We start from the raw sequence: 17412 nt of genomic DNA on the forward strand, positions 1-17412 counted from the left end.
CACGGGATGGCTCAGACGATCGCCGAATGCCGCGCGTCGGGCGCCTCGGACAGGATCTCGTTCAGCTTGGCCAGCGCGCCGGCCAGTGCCTCCTGGTCCACCGCACCGCCCAGCGACAGGCGGATGGCGTTGCCCGGTGGCGGTTCCTCCACGCTGAAGGCGTCGGAGCTGGCAATGCCCAGGCCCTGTTCCTGTGCCGCCTGGATCAGCCGGTACTGGTCCAGCCGCGGCGGCAACGGCAGCCACACATGCAGGCCGGCCGGGTGGGCCTGGCGGCGGGCGGGCAGGTAGCGGGCAGCAATGGCCTGGCGCTCGCGCAGTTCCTGCTGGAAGCGCTGCACCATCGCCTGCGCCTGGCCGGTGCGGATCCAGTGCGAGGCCACGGCCACCATCGACTGGGTGGGCATCAGCGCGATCGCACGCAGGGCGTCCAGCACCGGCTCCATCGGCTCGCCGCCCGGCACCACCAGGTAGGCCGTGCGCAGGCCGGGGGCCAGGCACTTGGACAGGGTGGAGATGTAGTAGACCGGGCAGCCACCGTCGGCCAGCGCGGCCAGCGGCGGGGCGGCATCGCCGGCCAGCAGCCAGTAGGGATCGTCCTCGACCACGGTCAGTTCGTGCCGCCTTGCCACCGCCAGCAGGGCCTGCCGGCGCTGCGCCGACATCGTCGCCGTGGTCGGGTTCTGGATGGTCGGCACCAGGTACAGCAGGCGCGGCCGGCGCTGCTGGCAGGCTTCGTCCAGGGCATCGGGCAGCATGCCCTCGGCGTCCATCGCCACCGGCACCACGCCCCGCTGCAGCACGCGCGCAGCGGCCAGCAGGCCCGGATAGGTCAGTTGCTCGGCAGCGATCAGTTCGCCCGGCTGGGTGCGGGCCAGGATCAGTGCGCACAGCGCAGTCTGCGCGCCGGGGCAGATCACCACCCGCTCGGCGCCCACCGGGCCGAGCACCGGCGCCAGCCATTGCACGGCCGCAGCGCGGTCGTCGCGGCTGCCGGCACCGACGTGGTAGCTCATCAGCTCGCCCTGGCCCAGCTGCTGGCCCAGGTGCTGGAACCCGGCCTCCATGCCCTGTGCGAACGGCGCGCTGCCCAGCAGCGGCGGGATGTTCATGCTCAGGTCGACCGAGGTGCTGCGGTTGCCGGCGGACATCGCAATGAAGGTGCCGCCCGCGCCCTGCGCGTCCAGCAGGCCGGCCTGGCGCAGTTCGGCGAAGGCGCGGGTGACCGTGGTCAGGTCCACCCCCACCTGCTGGGCCAGGTCGCGCTGCGGCGGCAGGCGATCGCCCGGCCGCAGCACGCCATCGTCCACCGCCTCACGCACCTGCTGGGCGATCTGCAGGTACAGCGGTCCTGCGCCCTCACGGAACGGGCGGACCCAGGTCCGGTTGGGGTGTTTCAGGCGGCGGCCGGCAGCAGGAGGCGTCATCGGTCGGATTTTTCCATACGTGCAGATGCACAAGTCCATACAATGCTGTATCTTGTATGGGCTTGATTGGAGTGGCTCGCCTTTTTGTAGGCGACCTCGTACCCACAGTGTAGCCGCTCCACGCCCGGGCGCTGCGCGCAGGCGAGCCGGTCAAGCGCGCATCTTCAACAGGGTTGACCACCAATGAATATCTGCTGGAACCGCATCCGCCTGGCGCTGGTCGCCCTGGCCTGCATCGCCCTGACGGGCTGCGATTGGGTGCTGCTGGATTCGAAGGGCATGGTCGGGATCGCACAGCGCGACCTGATCCTGATCTGCATCGGCCTGATGCTGATCGTCGTCGTGCCGGCCATCGTGCTGACCTTCGTGTTCGCCTGGCGCTTCCGCGCCGGCAATACCAAGGCGAAGTACACGCCGGACTGGTCGCACTCCACCAAGGTGGAAGTGGTGGTCTGGGGCGTGCCGTTGCTGATCATCGCGGTGCTGGCGGTGATCGTGTGGAAGTCCACCCACGAGCTCGATCCGTACAAGCCGCTGGACGTGGCCGGCGAACCGCTGCACGTGGACGTGATCGCCACCGACTGGAAGTGGGTGTTCGTGTACCCGGACCTGGGCATCGCCACCGTCAACCAGCTCAACTTCCCGGCCAACCGCGCGCTGGCGTTCAACATCACCTCCAACTCGACGATGAACACCTTCTTCATCCCGCAGCTGGGTGGACAGATCTACGCGATGGCCGGCATGCGCACGCAGCTGCACCTGATCGCCAACGAGCCCGGCCAGTTCCGTGGCATGTCCGGCAACTACAGCGGCCATGGCTTCTCGAACATGAAGTTCATCGCCACCGCCAGCAGCAACGAAGACTTCGATCGCTGGGTGGCCGAGGTGCGCAGCGCGCCGGATGCGCTCAGCTTCGAGCAGTTCAAGGCGCTGGCCGCACCGTCGAAGAACGCGCCGGTGCAGCACTTCTCCAGCGTCGAACCGCTGCTGTTCAAGAAGGTCATCGACCAGTTCATCGGCGTCGGTGAGAACACCGCTGCTGCAACCCCGGCGGGCGCTGCCGGCGGTGCCCAGGTTTCCCAGGAGTAATGAACATGTTGGGTAAATTGACGTGGGAGGCCGTGCCGCTGCACGAGCCGATCGTCGTGGTCACGTTGGCGGCCATGGTGCTGGGCGGCCTCGCGCTGCTCGGCGCGGTGAGCTATTTCAAGCTGTGGGGCGTGCTCTGGCGCGACTGGTTCACCACGGTGGACCACAAGAAGATCGGCATCATGTACGTGGTCGTCGCGCTGGTCATGCTGGTGCGCGGCTTCGCCGATGCACTGATGATGCGCGCACAGCTGGCGGCGGCCGGGCCGGGCAGCGATGGCTTCCTGCCACCGGAACACTACGACCAGATCTTCACCGCGCACGGCGTGATCATGATCTTCTTCGTGGCCACCCCGTTCGTGGTCGGCCTGATGAACATCATCGTGCCGCTGCAGATCGGCGCGCGCGACATGGCGTTCCCGTTCCTCAACGCCTTCAGCTTCTGGATCTTCGTGGTCGGCGCTGCGCTGATGATGATCTCGCTGGGTGTTGGCGAATTCGCGATGACCGGCTGGGTCGCCTATCCGCCGCTGTCGGGCATCGAGTTCAGTCCCGGGGTCGGTGTCGATTACTACATCTGGGCGTTGCAGGCCTCCGGCATCGGTACCCTGCTGACCGGCGTCAACCTGTTCATCACCATCCTGCGCATGCGTGCGCCGGGCATGACGCTGATGAAGATGCCGGTGTTCACCTGGACCGTGCTGGTCACCAGCGTGATCATCATCGCCGCCTTCCCGATCCTGACCGTAGCCCTGGGTGCGCTCACCCTGGACCGCTACCTGGACTTCAACTTCTACACCAACACGTTGGGTGGCAACCCGATGATGTACGTGAACCTGGTGTGGGCCTGGGGCCACCCGGAGGTGTACATCCTGGTGCTGCCGGCGTTCGGCATCTTCTCTGAAGTGACCGCCACGTTCTCGCGCAAGAAGCTGTTCGGCTACAAGTCGATGGTCGGCGCCACCCTCGCGATCGGCATCCTGTCCTTCATCGTCTGGCTGCACCACTTCTTCACCATGGGCTCCGGTGCCAGCGTCAATGCCTTCTTCGGCATCATGACGATGATCATCGCCATCCCCACCGGCGTGAAGATCTTCACCTGGTTGTTCACCATGTACGGCGGCCGCGTGGAGTTCAGCGTGCCGATGCTGTGGACCATCGCCTTCCTGGTCACCTTCACCATCGGTGGCATGACCGGCGTGCTGCTGGCCATTCCGGGCGCGGACTTCCTGCTGCACAACAGCCTGTTCCTGGTCGCGCACTTCCACAACACCATCATCGGCGGTGCGCTGTTCGGCTACCTGGCCGGCTTCGTCTACTGGTTCCCGAAGGTGTTCGGCTTCACCCTCAACGAGCGCCTGGGCAAGTGGTCCTTCGCCTGCTGGGTGATCGGCTTCTACCTGGCCTTCATGCCGCTGTACATGCTGGGCTTCATGGGCATGACCCGGCGCATGAACCAGTACGACAACCCGGCGTGGACGCCGTACCTGATCGCCGCCTTCATCGGTGCGCTGTTCGTGTTTGCGGGCATCATCCTGATGCTGGTGCAGATCTACGTCAGCGTGCGCGACCGCAAGCGCAACCTCGACCTCACCGGCGACCCGTGGAATGCACGCACGCTGGAATGGGCCACGCCGTCGCCGCCGCCGTTCTACAACTTCGCCGTGGTGCCCAAGGCCGATGAGCTGGACGCCTTCCACGAAGCGAAGAAGCGTGGCCTGCCGCCGCCGCCGAAGAAGTACGCACCGATCCACATGCCGAAGAACACCGGTGTGCCGCTGATCCTCAACGTCTGGATCCTGGTGCTGTGCTTCGCCCTGGTGTGGCACATCTGGTGGATGGCCGGTGCCAGCTTCATCGCGATGATCGCCACCCTGATCGCGCGCTCCTACAACGAGGACGTGGATTACTACGTCAGCTCCGAAGAGGTGGCGCGTACCGAAGCGGCCAACCACGCCAAGCTGCAGGAGGCAGGCGCATGAACCTGTTGACCCGTCCGCAACTGGACAGCGATGTGCTGGTCCACGACGACCATCACGGGCACGATCACGCCCACGAACAGGGCGGCATGAAGGTGTTCGGCATGTGGGTGTACCTCATGTCCGACCTGGTGCTGTTCGGCTCGCTGTTCGCCTCGTACGCGGTGCTCAGCACCGCCTACGCCGGCGGCCCGACCGGCAAGGAACTGTTCTCGCTGCCGTTCGTGATGGCCGAGACCTTCATCCTGCTGGTGTCCAGCATCACCTATGGCCAGGCCGTGCTGGCCATGCACCGCCTGGACAAGGCGGCGGTGCTGCGCTGGCTGGGCGTGACCTTCGTGCTCGGCGCCTCGTTCATCGGCATGGAGCTGTACGAGTTCTCGCACCTCATCCATGAAGGTGCCGGTCCCAGCACCAGTGCCTACCTGTCGGCGTTCTTCGCCCTGGTTGCCACCCACGGCCTGCACGTGGCCAGCGGCCTAATCTGGATGGCGGTGGTGATGCACCAGGTGTATCGCCGCGGCCTCACCCCGACCAACATCACCCGCGTGTCCTGCCTGAGCCTGTTCTGGCACTTCCTGGACCTGGTGTGGATCTGCGTCTTCACCTTCGTCTACCTGATCGGAGCCTTCTGACATGGCCCACGTCGAAACCTCGCGCGCCGGCAATGCGCATGGTTCCACCAAGTCCTACCTGATCGGCTTCGTGCTGTGCGCGCTGCTGACGGTGGTGCCGTTCGCGCTGGTGATGAACCCGGTGCTGTCGCGCCCGGTCACCCTGTTCCTGCTGGTCGGCTTCGCGGTCGCGCAGATCCTGGTGCAGCTGGTGTACTTCCTGCACATGGACCGCAAGTCCGAAGGTGGCTGGAACCTCGCCAGCTTCGTGTTCACCCTGGTGATCCTGTTCATCGTGGTCGCGTTGTCGATCTGGATCATCTGGAGCATGCACTACCACATGATGATCAACTGACCGTGGCCGGGGCGATCAGCAAGGAGTGCGCGATCGCCCTGGCACCTCAGCCCTCTCTTCCCCCAGGGCAGGCCTGACCGAGACCGCGCCCACCTCGTGTTGGTGGTACCCGTGATGCGTGTTGCTTCCGTTGTTCGTTCCCTGCGCCTGCCGCTGCTTGCCGCAGGCCTCGCACTCGGCCTGCTGGCCGGCTGCAGTGCGCAGTCGCGCATGGATTTCTATTCCAAGGACATCGCCTGCGAGGAACTGGGCCAGCACTGGACCATGCCTGACAGCGCCGGCACCCTGCGTGGCCCGAAGGACCTGCAGGGGCAGGTGACCTACCTGTTCTTCGGCTTCACCAGCTGCCCGGACGTGTGCCCGACCACCATGGTCGAACTGAGCCAGGTCAAGCACCTGATGGGCAAGGATGCCGACCAGCTGCAGGTGGTATTCGTCAGCGTCGATCCGGCGCGCGATACCCCCGAAGTCGCGCACACCTATGTGCACGCGTTCGACCCGAAGGCGATGGCACTGGTCGGTGACGAGGCTCAGCTCTCGGCGATGGCCAGTGACTTCAAGGCGTTCTACGAGAAAGAGCCCGGGCAGCTGCCGGACACCTACACGATGAGCCACATCGCCGGCGGCTACGTGTTCGACCGCCAAGGTCGCCTGCGCCTGTTCGCGCCCTACGGCATGCCGGTGGAGCAGCTGTTCTCGGACGTGCAGCGGTTGCTGCTGGAGCCGGAACATCCGGCCGCAGGCAGTGAAGCGTTGGCGGCGTGCAAGCTGCCGCACAGCGCGAGCGTCGCCGCACGCTGAACGACGCATCGCCCTGGTAGGTGTCGACCTTGGTCGACACGCGATGAATGAATCTGGCGGGTGCCGACATCCTGATTCTGGCGGGTGCCGACATTGGGAACCTGGTGCATGCCGACCGTTGGGAATCTGGTGGATGCCATTGGAATGTGGTGGGTGCCATTGGATTGTGGTGGATGCCATTGGATTGTGGTGGGTGCCGACCGTTGGTCGGCACGCCCTCCCGCTCGCCAATCCCCCGACCGGCCAGGAGAGCCAACCGGCCGGGGGCACCACGCAACGCCCTAGATCACTTCTTCTCTTCCCACTGCACCACGTCCGGCTCGGCCGCGCGCACGCCCGCAGTCGACAGCAGCCGGGTGCTCGCATCCAGCGCCGCGTTCACCGACGGGTACTCGACGATGGCCAGACCGGCAGCCTTGGACACCTTCACCACGGTGCCGCCAGTGGCCTTCGCCGCGCGCTGTGCAGATGCCGCATCGGTAAAGAACACCTTCACCCGCGAGGTCGCCACCACCGGCGCACCATCGTTGGACACCGCAGCGGCGAACTTGCCGGCGCCGGCATCAGCGCCAGCTGCTGCCGCGCCATCCAGCGAACGCTTGCTGCGCGAACTGGTGGTAGCCGCTGCCTGCGGCGTGATCCGGAACTGGCCGCCCGCAGCCTGCTGCACCGTGGTCGACGGGGACAGCTGGAAACGCGTGCCGCCCACGTCGAACGAACGGCCGGTGGCCGAAGCTTTCAGTTCCTGTGCATCCACGGTGGACAGGCTCCGTGCCGGTGGGGTCTGCCCCGAGCTCTGTGCCCAGGCAGGGGAGGTCATCGCCGCGAAGGCGAGCGTGCTCAACAGAATGGTCGTTTTCATCATCAGTGCCCCAGAACGCGGATCTTGAAGAATTCGAGGTTGCCGCGCGATGCAGCATTCGCGGCCTGCCCCATGTCGGTCACTTCCAGCGTCCAGGTGCCGGTGGCACTTTCATCCAGGAAGGCATTGCTGGACAGCAGATCCCAGTTGGTGAAGTTGCGCTGCACGCCATTGGTACCCGACCCGATGGCGGTGAAGGCCGGCTGCACCACGCTGCGCGTACCACTGGGCGAAACAAGCACGAACTGCAGCTGGCGGGTATTGCTGTGGTTCACCCGGAAGCCCAGCTGCACCGACTCGATGTTGCGTGCGCCATTGGCCAGCTGGAAGGTCAACCGCGCGGCGGCGGCGGAGGTGTTGCCGATGGCCACCGTGCGCGTGGTGGTGCGCCAACCCGTATCCAGCAGTGGGCCCAACGACTGGAAGTTCTCGGCGACCTGCACGGCGCGCGCCGCGTTGACCACACCGAAGCCGTACCAGTTGCTGTAAGCGCGGTTGGCTGCATTCACCGTCCAGCCCGGCACCAGCGTGCGGCCGTCGGCCAGCGTCACCGCCGGCTGGTTCGGATGGTTGCGGGTGGCCGTGGTGGCGAGGATGTACTTTACATCGCGGTAGGACAGGTTCGGGTTGGCCTCCAGCACCAGCGCCGCCACGCCCGACACCATCGGCGCCGACGCCGACGTACCGTTCATCTTCGCGGTGTAGTTGCAGGTGCTGTCGATCGCCGACAGGTTGCTGTCCAGCGTGTTCTGGCGGTTGGTGTTCTTGTTGCTGCCCTGCGTGCAGCCGGTCACGTCGGTGGTGACGATGGCCGGATCGTACGCACGTGCCACCAGGTTCGGGGCGTACTGCGCCTGCAGGCCGTACTCGCCACCAAAGGCCGACACCCACAGTGCCGAACCGGTGGACGAGTACGACGAACGCACGCCATCGGCGCGCACTGCACCCACGGTGATCACGTTGAACAGATTGTTGCGTGGATCGCGGCCGGCCGGCACACAGCCGGTGTTGCGGTTCTTGGTATCGGTGGTGCAGACGTCCTGGGTCTGGCTGATCGAGGCGTTGTTGAAGTTGTTGCCGGCCGACTTCACGTAGATGCCGCCGCGGCCACCGCGCGTGCCCGACAGTGCCTGCTCATATGAACTCACCGTGTTCTGGCTGTAGGCCACGGGCAGGTTGGGGTTGCCCGGGCCAGCGCCCCAGCTGTTATTGAACACCTGCACATCGGCCGACTCGGCGCCATCCCACCAGGCGTATTCGATGTTGCTCTGCTGGTTGCCCTGCGCATTGGAGGCCAGCACGTTGAAGCCCTTCAGCGTTGCCGCCGGGGCCACGCCACGCACGCCCAGGTTGTTGGCGCCCACCGCACCGGCGATGCCGCCCACCATCGTGCCGTGGTTGTCGGCATCGGGATTGGACGGCGTGGGATTGTTGGAGCCGTTGGCGAAGTTCTTGCCCGCTACCGCCGCCACGTTCGCGGCCAGGTCCGGGTGGGCGATCTGCAGGCCGTCATCGACGATGCCGATCACCACGCCCTGGCCACGGATGCCATTGCGGAACAGGCCATCGACGTTGAGATCGTTGCCGGCCACCGGCAGCGTATCGGCCGGCACCGTCTGCCCGGTATTGAGCAGATGCCACTGGATACCCGCCAGTGGGTCGGCCTGTTGCGCCTGGGCGGTAACGGCCAGGCTGCCGAGTACCAGGGCAGTGGCCAGGGCCAGGCGCGCAGAGCGCGGTGGCGCGGAGCGTTGCGTGTGTCGCTTCATACACGAATCCTTCTGTTGTGAATCGGCATGGCAGGACGGCGGGGCGGATCTGCCCCATCGCAACGAGCCAAACGCGACACAACGAACAACCCCCTACCTCTTCACGCAGCCGATGTGCGGATGTGCCAAATACGTCACAAACACTCATGCCGCTTTGGAATGACGACTGCGCCGCTCTGGTCGGTGCCCCGGTAGGTGCCAACCTTGGTTGGCACAATCCACCCGCACCGGAACCCCACCGCCATGCCACCATGCCCAGGCTCCCCGGAGGACACCGGATGAAACGCCCCAATGCCCGCGCCCGCGCCGATCTGGCCCCACTCACCGTGGCCACCATCCGCAAGGTGGTGCTGTCGATGTATCACCGTCGCCACGATTACTGGACCGACGCCGACATCGCCGAGCTGCTGCCGGAGCTCACCGCATTCAACATCACCACGGTGAAGCAGCTGCGCCTGCTGATGAAACGGCACCGCCGCGCGCTGCTGCGGGAGGAAAGCACAAAGATGCCCCGGGCGCAGACGCTGGATCTGCTGGCAGGGGGCGGTTGGCATGGCATCGATGTGCACGCCAATACCAGCTGGTTCGCCATTGGCGGCCTGGTCCGCATCAGCATGGAACACGAATTCGGCTTCGAGACCATGCTGCCATTCCATGAGATACGGGACGCTGCCATGGAGCTGGATGCGGCGGCGCAGACGTGAAGAACCTGGCGTGGCTGTTGGCGATGGCAGCCGTGTTTTACGTGGGGGGATGCTCGGCTACTTCCATCCTGGCCGAGCGCGGCATCGCTTCCCTGCAGCCCGGGGACCGTCGAGAGGCGGTCATCGATGCGCTGGGCGCACCCGATGTCACAGAGCCGCGTGGACAACGGTTTTCCCGCTATGCCAGCACCCCATGCAGTGGCACCTGCGTGGAACGGCTGTGGTACGAAAATCCATTCCTGCCCCATATCGAGGCGTGGTCGGTGGAGCTGGATGGCACTGGCCACGTCGTGCGGACTTCGCATTGGGCATCGCCATAGCGTCGAGGCCATCCGATGCCCAGATCATCGCACCCCCTCCCGCCCCCCTGTGCTACTACAGCCCGTGCACCCCTTCCCCGAACGGAGCACGACCATGGTCAACCCCGTCGCCCAGGCCAATCGCGGCCTCGGCACAACACTCTTCAGCCTGTTGAATCCGATACCGTTCGGCTTCTTCGTGGCCGGCCTCATTTTCGACATCCTCTACCTCAACACCGCTGAAGTGATGTGGGGCAAGTCGGCGGCGTGGCTGATCACCTTCGGCCTGCTGATCGCCATCCTGCCGCGGCTGATCAACCTGTTCGCGGTCTGGGGCCGCAACGGCACCGCCACCGGCACCGACCGCCTCGATTTCCTGCTCAACCTGGTCGCCATCGTGCTGGCCGTCTGGAACGCCTTCGTGCACAGCCGCGACGCCTATGCGGCGGCCGTGCCGGGCACCATCCTCTCCGCGCTGACGGTGGCACTGATCGCGCTTGGCTTCATCGTGCTTTCGCTGCAGCAACCGGTGCTGCAAGGAGCCCGTCATGGCTAAGCGCATTCTGCCCGCCGTGGGCGTGTTCTCGTTGTCCCTGGCGTTGGTCGCCTGTGCCGGCAAGGCCGAATACCACCCGGCCGACCAGTCCGGCGCGCAACCGCCGTTGCCCAAACCCGAGAACTACCTGTTGCCGCCGATGCAGGTGCCCAAGGGCGTGGGCTGGGCCGAAGGACAGGCACCGTCGGTGGCCGACGGCCTGAAGATCGAACGCATCGCCGCCAACCTGCAGCACCCGCGCCGGCTGCTGTCGCTGCCCAATGGTGATGTGCTGGTAGTGGAAGGCAACGGTCCCGGCGAAGAGCCGGTCACCACGCCCAAGCAGTGGATCGCCGGCAAGGTGAAGGCGCGCTCGGGCAAGGCCGGCAAGGGCGGCAACCGGGTCACGTTGCTGCGGCGCGCGCCGGGCACCGGCACCTGGACCCAGCACGTGTACATCGAAAACCTGCACTCGCCGTTCGGCATCCAGCTGATCGGTGACACGCTGTATGTGGCCAACACCGGCAACATCATGAAATACCACTACGTGCCGGGCGAAACCCGCATGTCCGACAAGGGCAGCGAGTTCACCGACCTGCCCAGCACCATCAACCACCACTGGACCAAGGAACTGCTGGCCAGCCGCGATGGCAGCAAGCTGTACGTGGGCGTGGGCTCCAACAGCAACATCACCGAGAACGGCCTGGCCGTCGAGTACCGCCGCGCGGTGGTGCTGGAAGTGGACGTGGCCACCAGCGGCAGCCGCATCTACGCCTCGGGCCTGCGCAACCCCACCGGCCTGGACTGGGAGCCGAGCACCGGCAAGCTGTGGGCGGTGGTAAACGAACGCGACGAGATCGGTGCCGACCTGGTGCCCGATTACCTCACCTCGGTGCAGGAGCACGGCTTTTACGGCTGGCCCTACAGCTACTACGGCCAGCATGTGGACGAGCGCGTGCAGCCGCAGCGGCCGGACCTGGTGGCCAAGGCAATCCGCCCGGACTTCGCCATCGGCTCGCACGTGGCACCGCTGGGCCTGCTGTTCTACACCGGCCAGGCACTGCCGGCGAAGTACCACGGCGGTGCCTTCATCGGCGAGCACGGCAGCTGGGACCGTTCGCCCCTGAGCGGCTACGAAGTGGTGTACGTGCCGTTCAAGGACGGCAAGCCGGCCGGCCGACCGGAAGCGGTGGTGAGCGGGTTCGCGTCCAAGGACGAGAAGACGCTGATGGGCGCGCCGGTGGGCATGGCCATCGATGCGGAGGGCGCGCTGCTGGTCGCCGACGATGTGGGCGACGTGGTGTGGCGGGTGTCGGCGAAGTAGCCGGCTGCCCGCGCATCACCCGTGCTGTAGAGCCGAGCCCATGCTCGGCTCTACAGCGCCGATGACCCGCTGCGGAAGCCACTGAACACCGATTCGGCCGCAAAGCCCACGCCGCCCAGCAACACACCGAAGTACACCACCGACGCCACCACGAAGCCGTAGCCGGCTGCCACCGCTGCGCCATCGCGCTGGATGAAGCCGATGGCGAAGGACATCAGCGCCAGCGCCGGCAGCGTGTTGCTGAAGGGAATCGGCCCGGCCGGCAGCATCAGCAGGATCGTGGCGAACACCAGCGCCAGGTTGTTCAACCGCATCATCTTCTTCGAGCGCACCATCGCTGCCAGCCGCATCGGCCGGGACAACCGCTCCATCCGATGCACCCATTTCAGGGCACGGCCCAGGTTGGCTTTCAGCTTGTCGGTGGCGATCTGCTTGTCGGCCAATCGCTGCGGCACCCACAACGGACGGTCGCGTACGCGGCTCAGGCCGATCAGCAGGATGGACGCACCGAACACCGTGCTCAGCCCGGGAATCGATACCGGAATCAGGAAGATCGCCGACAGCAGGATCACCACCAGCATCAGGCCTTCGTCGCCCAGCGCATGCAGCAGCGTGCCGACGCGGATATGGTCGCCGGGCAGGCCGTCGATCAGGTCTTCAATCTGCTGGGCGAGAGGGGCGGTGTCAGTGGCGTCGGGCGCTTGGTAGGTCATGCGTCGAAAGAGTGTCCAGGGAAGGGCGGTCGATAGGGCCGTCCTGCGGTGGGGGACGCACAGGCCCCACGAGTATCCCCGGCCAGCGCCGCGCAGAGGTGAACGATGCATGAGGCCGGCGTTGCCAGGCGGCCTGGCCTAAAATGGGCGTCCCCCGCACTGGTTGAAGATGATGGACATGGGTCGCAGGCAATCGACCATCGAACTGGTCGCCATCGATATGGATGGCACCCTGCTGGATCCCGCCCACAAGCTCACCGCGCGCGTGAAGCAGGCCATCGCCCAGGCGCGCGCGCTGGGCGTGCACATCGTGCTGACCAGTGGCCGCCCGGTTCCCGGGCTGGCGCCGTTCCTGCATGAGCTTGGCATCGATGGCGACGATGACTACTGCATCGCCTGCAACGGCGGCCTGGTGCAGCGCATCGGCCCGCGCGAAACCGTGGTCGAGTATCCGCTCAGCTTCGACGATTTCGTGTACTGCGAACAGGTCGCCCGCGAGATCGGCGTGCACTTCCAGGCACTGGACGCGCAGCGCATGTACACGCCCAACCAGGACATCAGCATCTACACCGTGGCCGACTCGCATCTTTCGCGCATGCCACTGTCGTACCGCCGCGTGGCCGACATGGACCCTGGCATGTCCTTCATCAAGCTGATGATGATCGACGAACCGGACGTGCTGGACGCCGCCATCGCGCGCCTGCCGGCCGCGCTGACCGAGCGTTTCGCGGTGCTGAAGAGCGCGCCGTTCTTCCTGGAAGTGTTCGACCACCGCGCCGGTAAGGGGCCCAGCCTGCAGAAGCTGGCCGAGCACCTGGGCATCGACCGCGCCAACGTGATGGCCATCGGCGACCAGGAGAACGACCTCACCATGCTGCAGTACGCCGGCACCAGCGTGGCGATGGGCAATGCCATCGATGCGGTAAAGGCCGTGGCGCGCTTCGAGACCGCCACCAACGCCGATGAAGGCGTGGCCAGGGCGATCGAGCGCTTCGTGCTGCAGTAAGAAGCCGGCAATACGAAGAAGGACGCCGCCACGCACGGTGGCGGCGTCCCACCAACGGTTTTACTGGCAGACGTACTCGTTGCCCGACTGGACGCTCTCTACATCGAGCTCATGGTTCTGGATCTCGATCGTTTCCATGCGGGTCGAAACAACCACCGCACGGGCACCGACGTTGCAGCTGGCAGGCAGGCCGCCAGCGTAGACCTGCCCATTGATCGCATACGCCAGGCCGTAGCAGGCCGAGCCGAGCTTCTGCGAGTCGAAGTGGCAGGCATTGAGCTGGTTGTTGGCCGATGCGCTGGCGGCATTGTAGTTGGTCGTCCAACCGCTGAACGGATCGTTGGCGCAGGTGCCCGGGAAGTCCTGGATCGGCGTGCCGCCGGTCGTGCAGGTGTGTTCCCATGCGCTGGAGAAGGGGCTTTGCTTGAAGTACGCAGTGCGGCCGCTGTCGACCCATTGCGCAGCGGCGGCATTTTCGGCGAAGGCAGACAGGCCGAGCAGGCAAAGTGCAGTTGCGGCGAGCGGTTTCAATCCATTCAACATGACGTTCGTCCTTTGAAGTGTCGAGTTAACGCGTCGGAGCCTTGCATGGCAGTGCGTGCGGAAGGCATCGCAGATATCCGCGCGGCCGCCGTCGACATGATCATTCAGCATCCAGGGCGGCGCAAGTCGAGCCAGGCACGAGTGGTCGAAAGGCTGACCGAGCGCACAGACATCACGCTGCAACGTGCAGGTGATAGCGCGGCATCGAAAGCGATACCTGCGTATAGCCGCGCTTTCCCACGGTGCAATGGCGGATGTGGCGGTCCGATGCAACACTTCCGCACGTCGAAATCACGCCATCGAATCGTTCGGCAGCTGATCGTCTTCGTCTGCCGCTGACCGGCGCGCGCTGCGCCGTTCCCGCCTTCAACGCAATCGCGTCACCAGCCACTGCATCGCCATCCGGCGCTGCATCGCGCTGGGCGTGCGCCTGCGTCCTCTTCTCCCTGCACCTTGGAATCTGGCCATGAACACTCCACCTACGCTTCTTGCCCTGGCAATCGGCATCGCCCTCGTTGCACCGCTGCACGCTGCCGAATCCACCGACGCCGCGCACGACACCCCCACCACCTTGAATGCGCTGCAGGTCATCGCCACCCCACGCGGCGCGGCCGTTGCCTCCACCCAGGTCGTGGGCCCGAACCGCTACGTCATCAACGCCACCGACCTGGATGCGATGGTCTCGGGCAACAACGGCCTGTCGATGCTGAAGAACGTGCCGGGTGCCAGCTACACCGCCACCGACGGGCTGGGGCTGGATATTTCCGCCACCAGCCTGTTCGTGCGCGGTTTCCGCATGAATGAAATGGGCATCACCTTCGAAGGCGTGCCGCTGAACGACAACGGCTTCCTCTCGCTTACCGGCACCAGCGTGGTCAACGTCGGTGTGCCCGATGGCATCGGTTCGATCACGGTCAGCCCGGGCGGTGCACCGGTCAGCGTGTTCTCCAGCAGCGTCAATGGCGGCAGCCTCGAGTACCGCCTGCGCGACCTGCAGGACACCCCCAGCCTGCGCATCAAGCAGGGCGTGGGCAGCAACAACACGCGGGTCACCATGGTCTCGGGCCAGAGCGGCCAGCTGGGCGAACACGGCCCGAAGCTGCTGGTCGACCTGCAGCGCGTGTCGGCCGACAAGTACCAGGGCGCCGGCACCCAGAAGTTCCTGCGCGGTGACCTGAAGGCGCAGCAGGATGTGGCGTGGGGTGACTTCACCGTGTTCCTGTCCGACAGCAAGGCCGCGGTGTGGGGCTACAACAACATCTCCTTCGACATGATCCGCAAGCTGGGCTGGAAGGCCGACAGCTTCTATCCGGACTATGCATGGGCGTACTACGTGGCCTCGCCGGAGAACGCCGACACGTCCTGCGGCGCCTACACCTGCGGCGAGCTGTCCGAGCTGATTCCCTACGACACCGGCCAGGTGACCCGCGACCGCGTCGCGTCGATCAACCATCGCTTCCAGATCACGCCCGCGCTCAGCGGCAACGTGCAGCTGTACAACGCCAACAGCCACACCCAGGCCACCTTGACCGACCCGACCGTGCCCTCGCCCAACGGCGCGCCTTTCTCCGAACAGGTGCAGACGCCGCACCTCAATCGCCTCGGTGGCATGTTCAATCTGCAGTTCGAGACCGGTGCGCACACCCTCACCGCCGGTTTCTGGCAGGAGAAGAGCAAGGCGGCCGCAAAGACCGAGTGGTACCAGCAGCCGCTGCTGGGGCAGGGCAAACCACTCAAGGCGACCGGGCCGTTCGATGTGTACGGGCCGGCGTTCCAGACCGACAACGCATCCAGCTGGGTGACCCGCTCGAGGCAGTTCTACCTGCATGACAATTACGCCGTCACCGACACGCTGGTGCTGGGGCTGGGCTTCAAGGCCGTGGACTTCACCACCACCGGTGGCGGTATCGGCGAAGCAGCGGAGCGGCCGGTGTCCGGCACGCTGCGCGCCAAGAGCAACTTCCTGCCGCACGTGTCGCTGTATTGGAGCCCGACCGAGCGGACCGATGCCTTCATCGACCTGGTCAACACCATGAACGGCTATCGCGTGGCCCAGCGCGGCAACATCGGCTACACCGCGTCGGCCTGGACCATCAGTGACCAGAAAGAGTTCGACCGCGTGGCCGGCACCCTGCGCCCAGAGAAGAACTGGAACCTGACCGTGGGCGCCAGCCACCGCTTCGACCGCCTGACCGTGACCGGTGATGTGTTCTACAACGACATCCGCAACCGCCTGCTGTCGGCGGCCATCGGCACACAATTCGCGCAGATCAACACGGTGCGCTTGATGCCGAAGATGCACGTGATCGGCGCCGATCTCGGCATCACCGCCGACCTGACCGACCACCTGCAGTTCTACCAGGGCATCGCGCTGGCGCGCTCGTACTACGACAGCGATTTCGTGGTGGGCGATACCGTGTACCCGATCAAGGGCAACGCGCAGCCGGGCTACCCGCAGCTGTCGCTGGTCAGCGACCTGTCCGCGCACTTCGGCGACTGGCGTTTCGGTGCCACCAGCACCTCATACCTGCGCCAGCCCTTCACCTATGAAAACGACATCCGCGTGCCGACGTTCTGGCAGGTCAACGCGTACACGGCCTACACCCTGGGCCCGGACAGCCTGCTGCCGGGGCTGGAGCTGCGGCTGGACGTGAGCAACCTGTTCAACCGCAACAACATCGGCACCGCCACCATCGCCGGCTCGTCGTTCTCGGGCGACTACCAGACCCTGCAGCGCAGCGCCCCCCGGCAGGTGATGTTCAGCACCTCGATAACCTTCTAAGTAGATCCACGCCACGCGTGGATGCACTTCGCGGCAGGCTGGGTAGCGCCGGGCCATGCCCGGCGAAATCCCTCCGGCGCCGACGCGCCTTGCCAACCAAGGTTGGCATCTACCCAAGCGTGGCCCTTCGCCGCACGCAATCCGGTAGCGCCGGGCCATGCCCGGCGGAATCGCTCCGGCGCCGACGCGCCTTGCCAACCAAGGTTGGCATCTACCCAAGCGTGGCCCTTCGCCGCACGCAATCCGGTAGCGCCGGGCCATGCCCGGCGAAATCCCTCCGGCGCCGACGCGCCTTGCCAACCAAGGTTGGCATCTACCCAAGCGTGGCCCTTCGCCGCACGCAATCCGGTAGCGCCGGGCCATGCCCGGCGGAATCGCTCCGGCGCCGACGCGCCTTGCCAACCAAGGTGGGCATCTACCCAAGCGTGGCCCTTCGCCGCACGCAATCCGGTAGCGCCGGGCCATGCCCGGCGGAATCGCTCCACCCAAGCGGGCCATCCGCCGCACTTTGCACAATCAGCACTGATATTCCGGCACCAACGCAAGGTTCCCACAATGTTGCTGGGTCATCCTGTACGCATGGCACAGCACAACCCCCGTTTCCCTCCGG

At 65.7% G+C, this 17412-nt stretch carries 16 protein-coding genes; 11 read left to right on the forward strand and 5 right to left on the reverse strand.

Going from position 1 to position 17412, the window contains the following annotated elements:
* Nucleotides 1–11: 11 nt before the first annotated feature.
* A complete protein-coding gene (locus tag LC407_RS13870) occupies nt 12–1427 on the reverse strand; it encodes a PLP-dependent aminotransferase family protein (protein ID WP_025877430.1) in 1416 nt (471 codons plus the stop codon).
* Between the two features lie 183 nt (nt 1428–1610).
* On the opposite strand from LC407_RS13870, the gene cyoA reads away from it, so the two are divergent.
* From cyoA to LC407_RS13895, 5 genes are all read left to right on the forward strand, one after another.
* Nucleotides 1611–2516 carry a ubiquinol oxidase subunit II gene (gene cyoA, locus LC407_RS13875; RefSeq protein ID WP_025877429.1) on the forward strand — a complete coding sequence of 302 codons (906 nt, stop codon included), beginning with the start codon at nt 1611–1613 and terminating at the stop codon, nt 2514–2516.
* Nucleotides 2517–2521: 5 nt separating this feature from the next.
* On the forward strand, nt 2522–4498 hold the full coding sequence (gene cyoB / locus LC407_RS13880; RefSeq protein WP_025877427.1) for a cytochrome o ubiquinol oxidase subunit I: 1977 nt from the start codon (nt 2522–2524) through the stop codon (nt 4496–4498).
* On the forward strand, nt 4495–5130 hold the full coding sequence (gene cyoC / locus LC407_RS13885; RefSeq protein WP_223483029.1) for a cytochrome o ubiquinol oxidase subunit III: 636 nt from the start codon (nt 4495–4497) through the stop codon (nt 5128–5130). The genes cyoB and cyoC overlap by 4 nt, the downstream gene beginning before the upstream one ends.
* A 1-nt stretch (nt 5131) precedes the next feature.
* On the forward strand, nt 5132–5464 hold the full coding sequence (gene cyoD / locus LC407_RS13890; RefSeq protein ID WP_025877422.1) for a cytochrome o ubiquinol oxidase subunit IV: 333 nt from the start codon (nt 5132–5134) through the stop codon (nt 5462–5464).
* A 114-nt stretch (nt 5465–5578) separates the two neighbouring features.
* Nucleotides 5579–6265 carry an SCO family protein gene (locus LC407_RS13895; protein WP_051501687.1) on the forward strand — a complete coding sequence of 229 codons (687 nt, stop codon included), beginning with the start codon at nt 5579–5581 and terminating at the stop codon, nt 6263–6265.
* A 286-nt stretch (nt 6266–6551) separates the two neighbouring features.
* Here the strand turns inward: LC407_RS13895 and LC407_RS13900 are convergent, their stop codons facing one another.
* Together LC407_RS13900 and LC407_RS13905 are read right to left on the reverse strand one after the other, a co-directional pair.
* A complete protein-coding gene (locus LC407_RS13900) occupies nt 6552–7130 on the reverse strand; it encodes a hypothetical protein (RefSeq protein WP_025877417.1) in 579 nt (192 codons plus the stop codon).
* A complete protein-coding gene (locus LC407_RS13905) occupies nt 7130–8896 on the reverse strand; it encodes a S8 family serine peptidase (protein WP_025877415.1) in 1767 nt (588 codons plus the stop codon). Before LC407_RS13905 ends, LC407_RS13900 begins: the two co-directional genes overlap by 1 nt.
* A 278-nt stretch (nt 8897–9174) precedes the next feature.
* Between LC407_RS13905 and LC407_RS13910 the strand changes: the two genes are divergently transcribed.
* The 3 genes from LC407_RS13910 (at nt 9175) to LC407_RS13920 (ending at nt 11758) form a co-directional block, all read left to right on the forward strand.
* On the forward strand, nt 9175–9600 hold the full coding sequence (locus LC407_RS13910; RefSeq protein ID WP_223483031.1) for a hypothetical protein: 426 nt from the start codon (nt 9175–9177) through the stop codon (nt 9598–9600).
* A 414-nt stretch (nt 9601–10014) separates the two neighbouring features.
* Nucleotides 10015–10455: a DUF2231 domain-containing protein gene (locus LC407_RS13915; RefSeq protein ID WP_223483032.1), complete on the forward strand. Its 441-nt coding sequence runs from the start codon at nt 10015–10017 to the stop codon at nt 10453–10455.
* Nucleotides 10448–11758 (forward strand): sorbosone dehydrogenase family protein, encoded by a 1311-nt coding sequence (locus tag LC407_RS13920; protein WP_025877406.1) that lies wholly within the window; start codon nt 10448–10450, stop codon nt 11756–11758. Before LC407_RS13915 ends, LC407_RS13920 begins: the two co-directional genes overlap by 8 nt.
* Before the next feature lie 50 nt (nt 11759–11808).
* Here the strand turns inward: LC407_RS13920 and LC407_RS13925 are convergent, their stop codons facing one another.
* Complete coding sequence (locus LC407_RS13925) at nt 11809–12471, reverse strand: exopolysaccharide biosynthesis protein (protein ID WP_025877405.1); 663 nt, start codon at nt 12469–12471, stop codon at nt 11809–11811.
* Between the two features lie 172 nt (nt 12472–12643).
* Here LC407_RS13925 and yidA point away from each other — a divergent pair, with 172 nt between their 5' ends.
* Complete coding sequence (gene yidA / locus LC407_RS13930; protein WP_059065441.1) at nt 12644–13477, forward strand: sugar-phosphatase; 834 nt, start codon at nt 12644–12646, stop codon at nt 13475–13477.
* 60 nt (nt 13478–13537) lie between these two features.
* On the opposite strand, the gene LC407_RS13935 is transcribed toward yidA, so the two are convergent.
* Entirely contained in the window at nt 13538–14020 is a 483-nt protein-coding gene (locus LC407_RS13935; RefSeq protein WP_032976916.1) for a hypothetical protein, read from the reverse strand.
* A 45-nt stretch (nt 14021–14065) separates the two neighbouring features.
* Here LC407_RS13935 and LC407_RS13940 point away from each other — a divergent pair, with 45 nt between their 5' ends.
* Together LC407_RS13940 and LC407_RS13945 are read left to right on the forward strand one after the other, a co-directional pair.
* Nucleotides 14066–14359 carry a hypothetical protein gene (locus LC407_RS13940; RefSeq protein ID WP_223483033.1) on the forward strand — a complete coding sequence of 98 codons (294 nt, stop codon included), beginning with the start codon at nt 14066–14068 and terminating at the stop codon, nt 14357–14359.
* Between the two features lie 127 nt (nt 14360–14486).
* Nucleotides 14487–16802, forward strand: a complete 2316-nt coding sequence (locus tag LC407_RS13945) for a TonB-dependent receptor (protein ID WP_223483034.1) — start codon at nt 14487–14489, stop codon at nt 16800–16802.
* The last annotated feature ends 610 nt before the right edge of the window (nt 16803–17412 follow it).

Origin of the sequence: Stenotrophomonas sp. OVS01A, from assembly GCF_019969775.1 — a bacterium.
Taxonomy (GTDB): domain Bacteria; phylum Pseudomonadota; class Gammaproteobacteria; order Xanthomonadales; family Xanthomonadaceae; genus Stenotrophomonas; species Stenotrophomonas indicatrix.

What these genes read in the sequence shown, in the direction of transcription:
- LC407_RS13905 (WP_025877415.1), bottom strand. Translation starts at nt 8,896, where the DNA reads ATGAAGCGACACACGCAACGCTCCGCGCCACCGCGCTCTGCGCGCCTG.
- LC407_RS13895 (WP_051501687.1), top strand. Translation starts at nt 5,579, where the DNA reads ATGCGTGTTGCTTCCGTTGTTCGTTCCCTGCGCCTGCCGCTGCTTGCC.
- LC407_RS13925 (WP_025877405.1), bottom strand. Translation starts at nt 12,471, where the DNA reads ATGACCTACCAAGCGCCCGACGCCACTGACACCGCCCCTCTCGCCCAG.
- cyoB (WP_025877427.1), top strand. Translation starts at nt 2,522, where the DNA reads ATGTTGGGTAAATTGACGTGGGAGGCCGTGCCGCTGCACGAGCCGATC.
- cyoA (WP_025877429.1), top strand. Translation starts at nt 1,611, where the DNA reads ATGAATATCTGCTGGAACCGCATCCGCCTGGCGCTGGTCGCCCTGGCC.
- yidA (WP_059065441.1), top strand. Translation starts at nt 12,644, where the DNA reads ATGGACATGGGTCGCAGGCAATCGACCATCGAACTGGTCGCCATCGAT.
- LC407_RS13915 (WP_223483032.1), top strand. Translation starts at nt 10,015, where the DNA reads ATGGTCAACCCCGTCGCCCAGGCCAATCGCGGCCTCGGCACAACACTC.
- LC407_RS13940 (WP_223483033.1), top strand. Translation starts at nt 14,066, where the DNA reads ATGGCAGTGCGTGCGGAAGGCATCGCAGATATCCGCGCGGCCGCCGTC.
- LC407_RS13920 (WP_025877406.1), top strand. Translation starts at nt 10,448, where the DNA reads ATGGCTAAGCGCATTCTGCCCGCCGTGGGCGTGTTCTCGTTGTCCCTG.
- LC407_RS13870 (WP_025877430.1), bottom strand. Translation starts at nt 1,427, where the DNA reads ATGACGCCTCCTGCTGCCGGCCGCCGCCTGAAACACCCCAACCGGACC.
- LC407_RS13935 (WP_032976916.1), bottom strand. Translation starts at nt 14,020, where the DNA reads ATGTTGAATGGATTGAAACCGCTCGCCGCAACTGCACTTTGCCTGCTC.
- cyoC (WP_223483029.1), top strand. Translation starts at nt 4,495, where the DNA reads ATGAACCTGTTGACCCGTCCGCAACTGGACAGCGATGTGCTGGTCCAC.
- cyoD (WP_025877422.1), top strand. Translation starts at nt 5,132, where the DNA reads ATGGCCCACGTCGAAACCTCGCGCGCCGGCAATGCGCATGGTTCCACC.
- LC407_RS13945 (WP_223483034.1), top strand. Translation starts at nt 14,487, where the DNA reads ATGAACACTCCACCTACGCTTCTTGCCCTGGCAATCGGCATCGCCCTC.
- LC407_RS13900 (WP_025877417.1), bottom strand. Translation starts at nt 7,130, where the DNA reads ATGATGAAAACGACCATTCTGTTGAGCACGCTCGCCTTCGCGGCGATG.
- LC407_RS13910 (WP_223483031.1), top strand. Translation starts at nt 9,175, where the DNA reads ATGAAACGCCCCAATGCCCGCGCCCGCGCCGATCTGGCCCCACTCACC.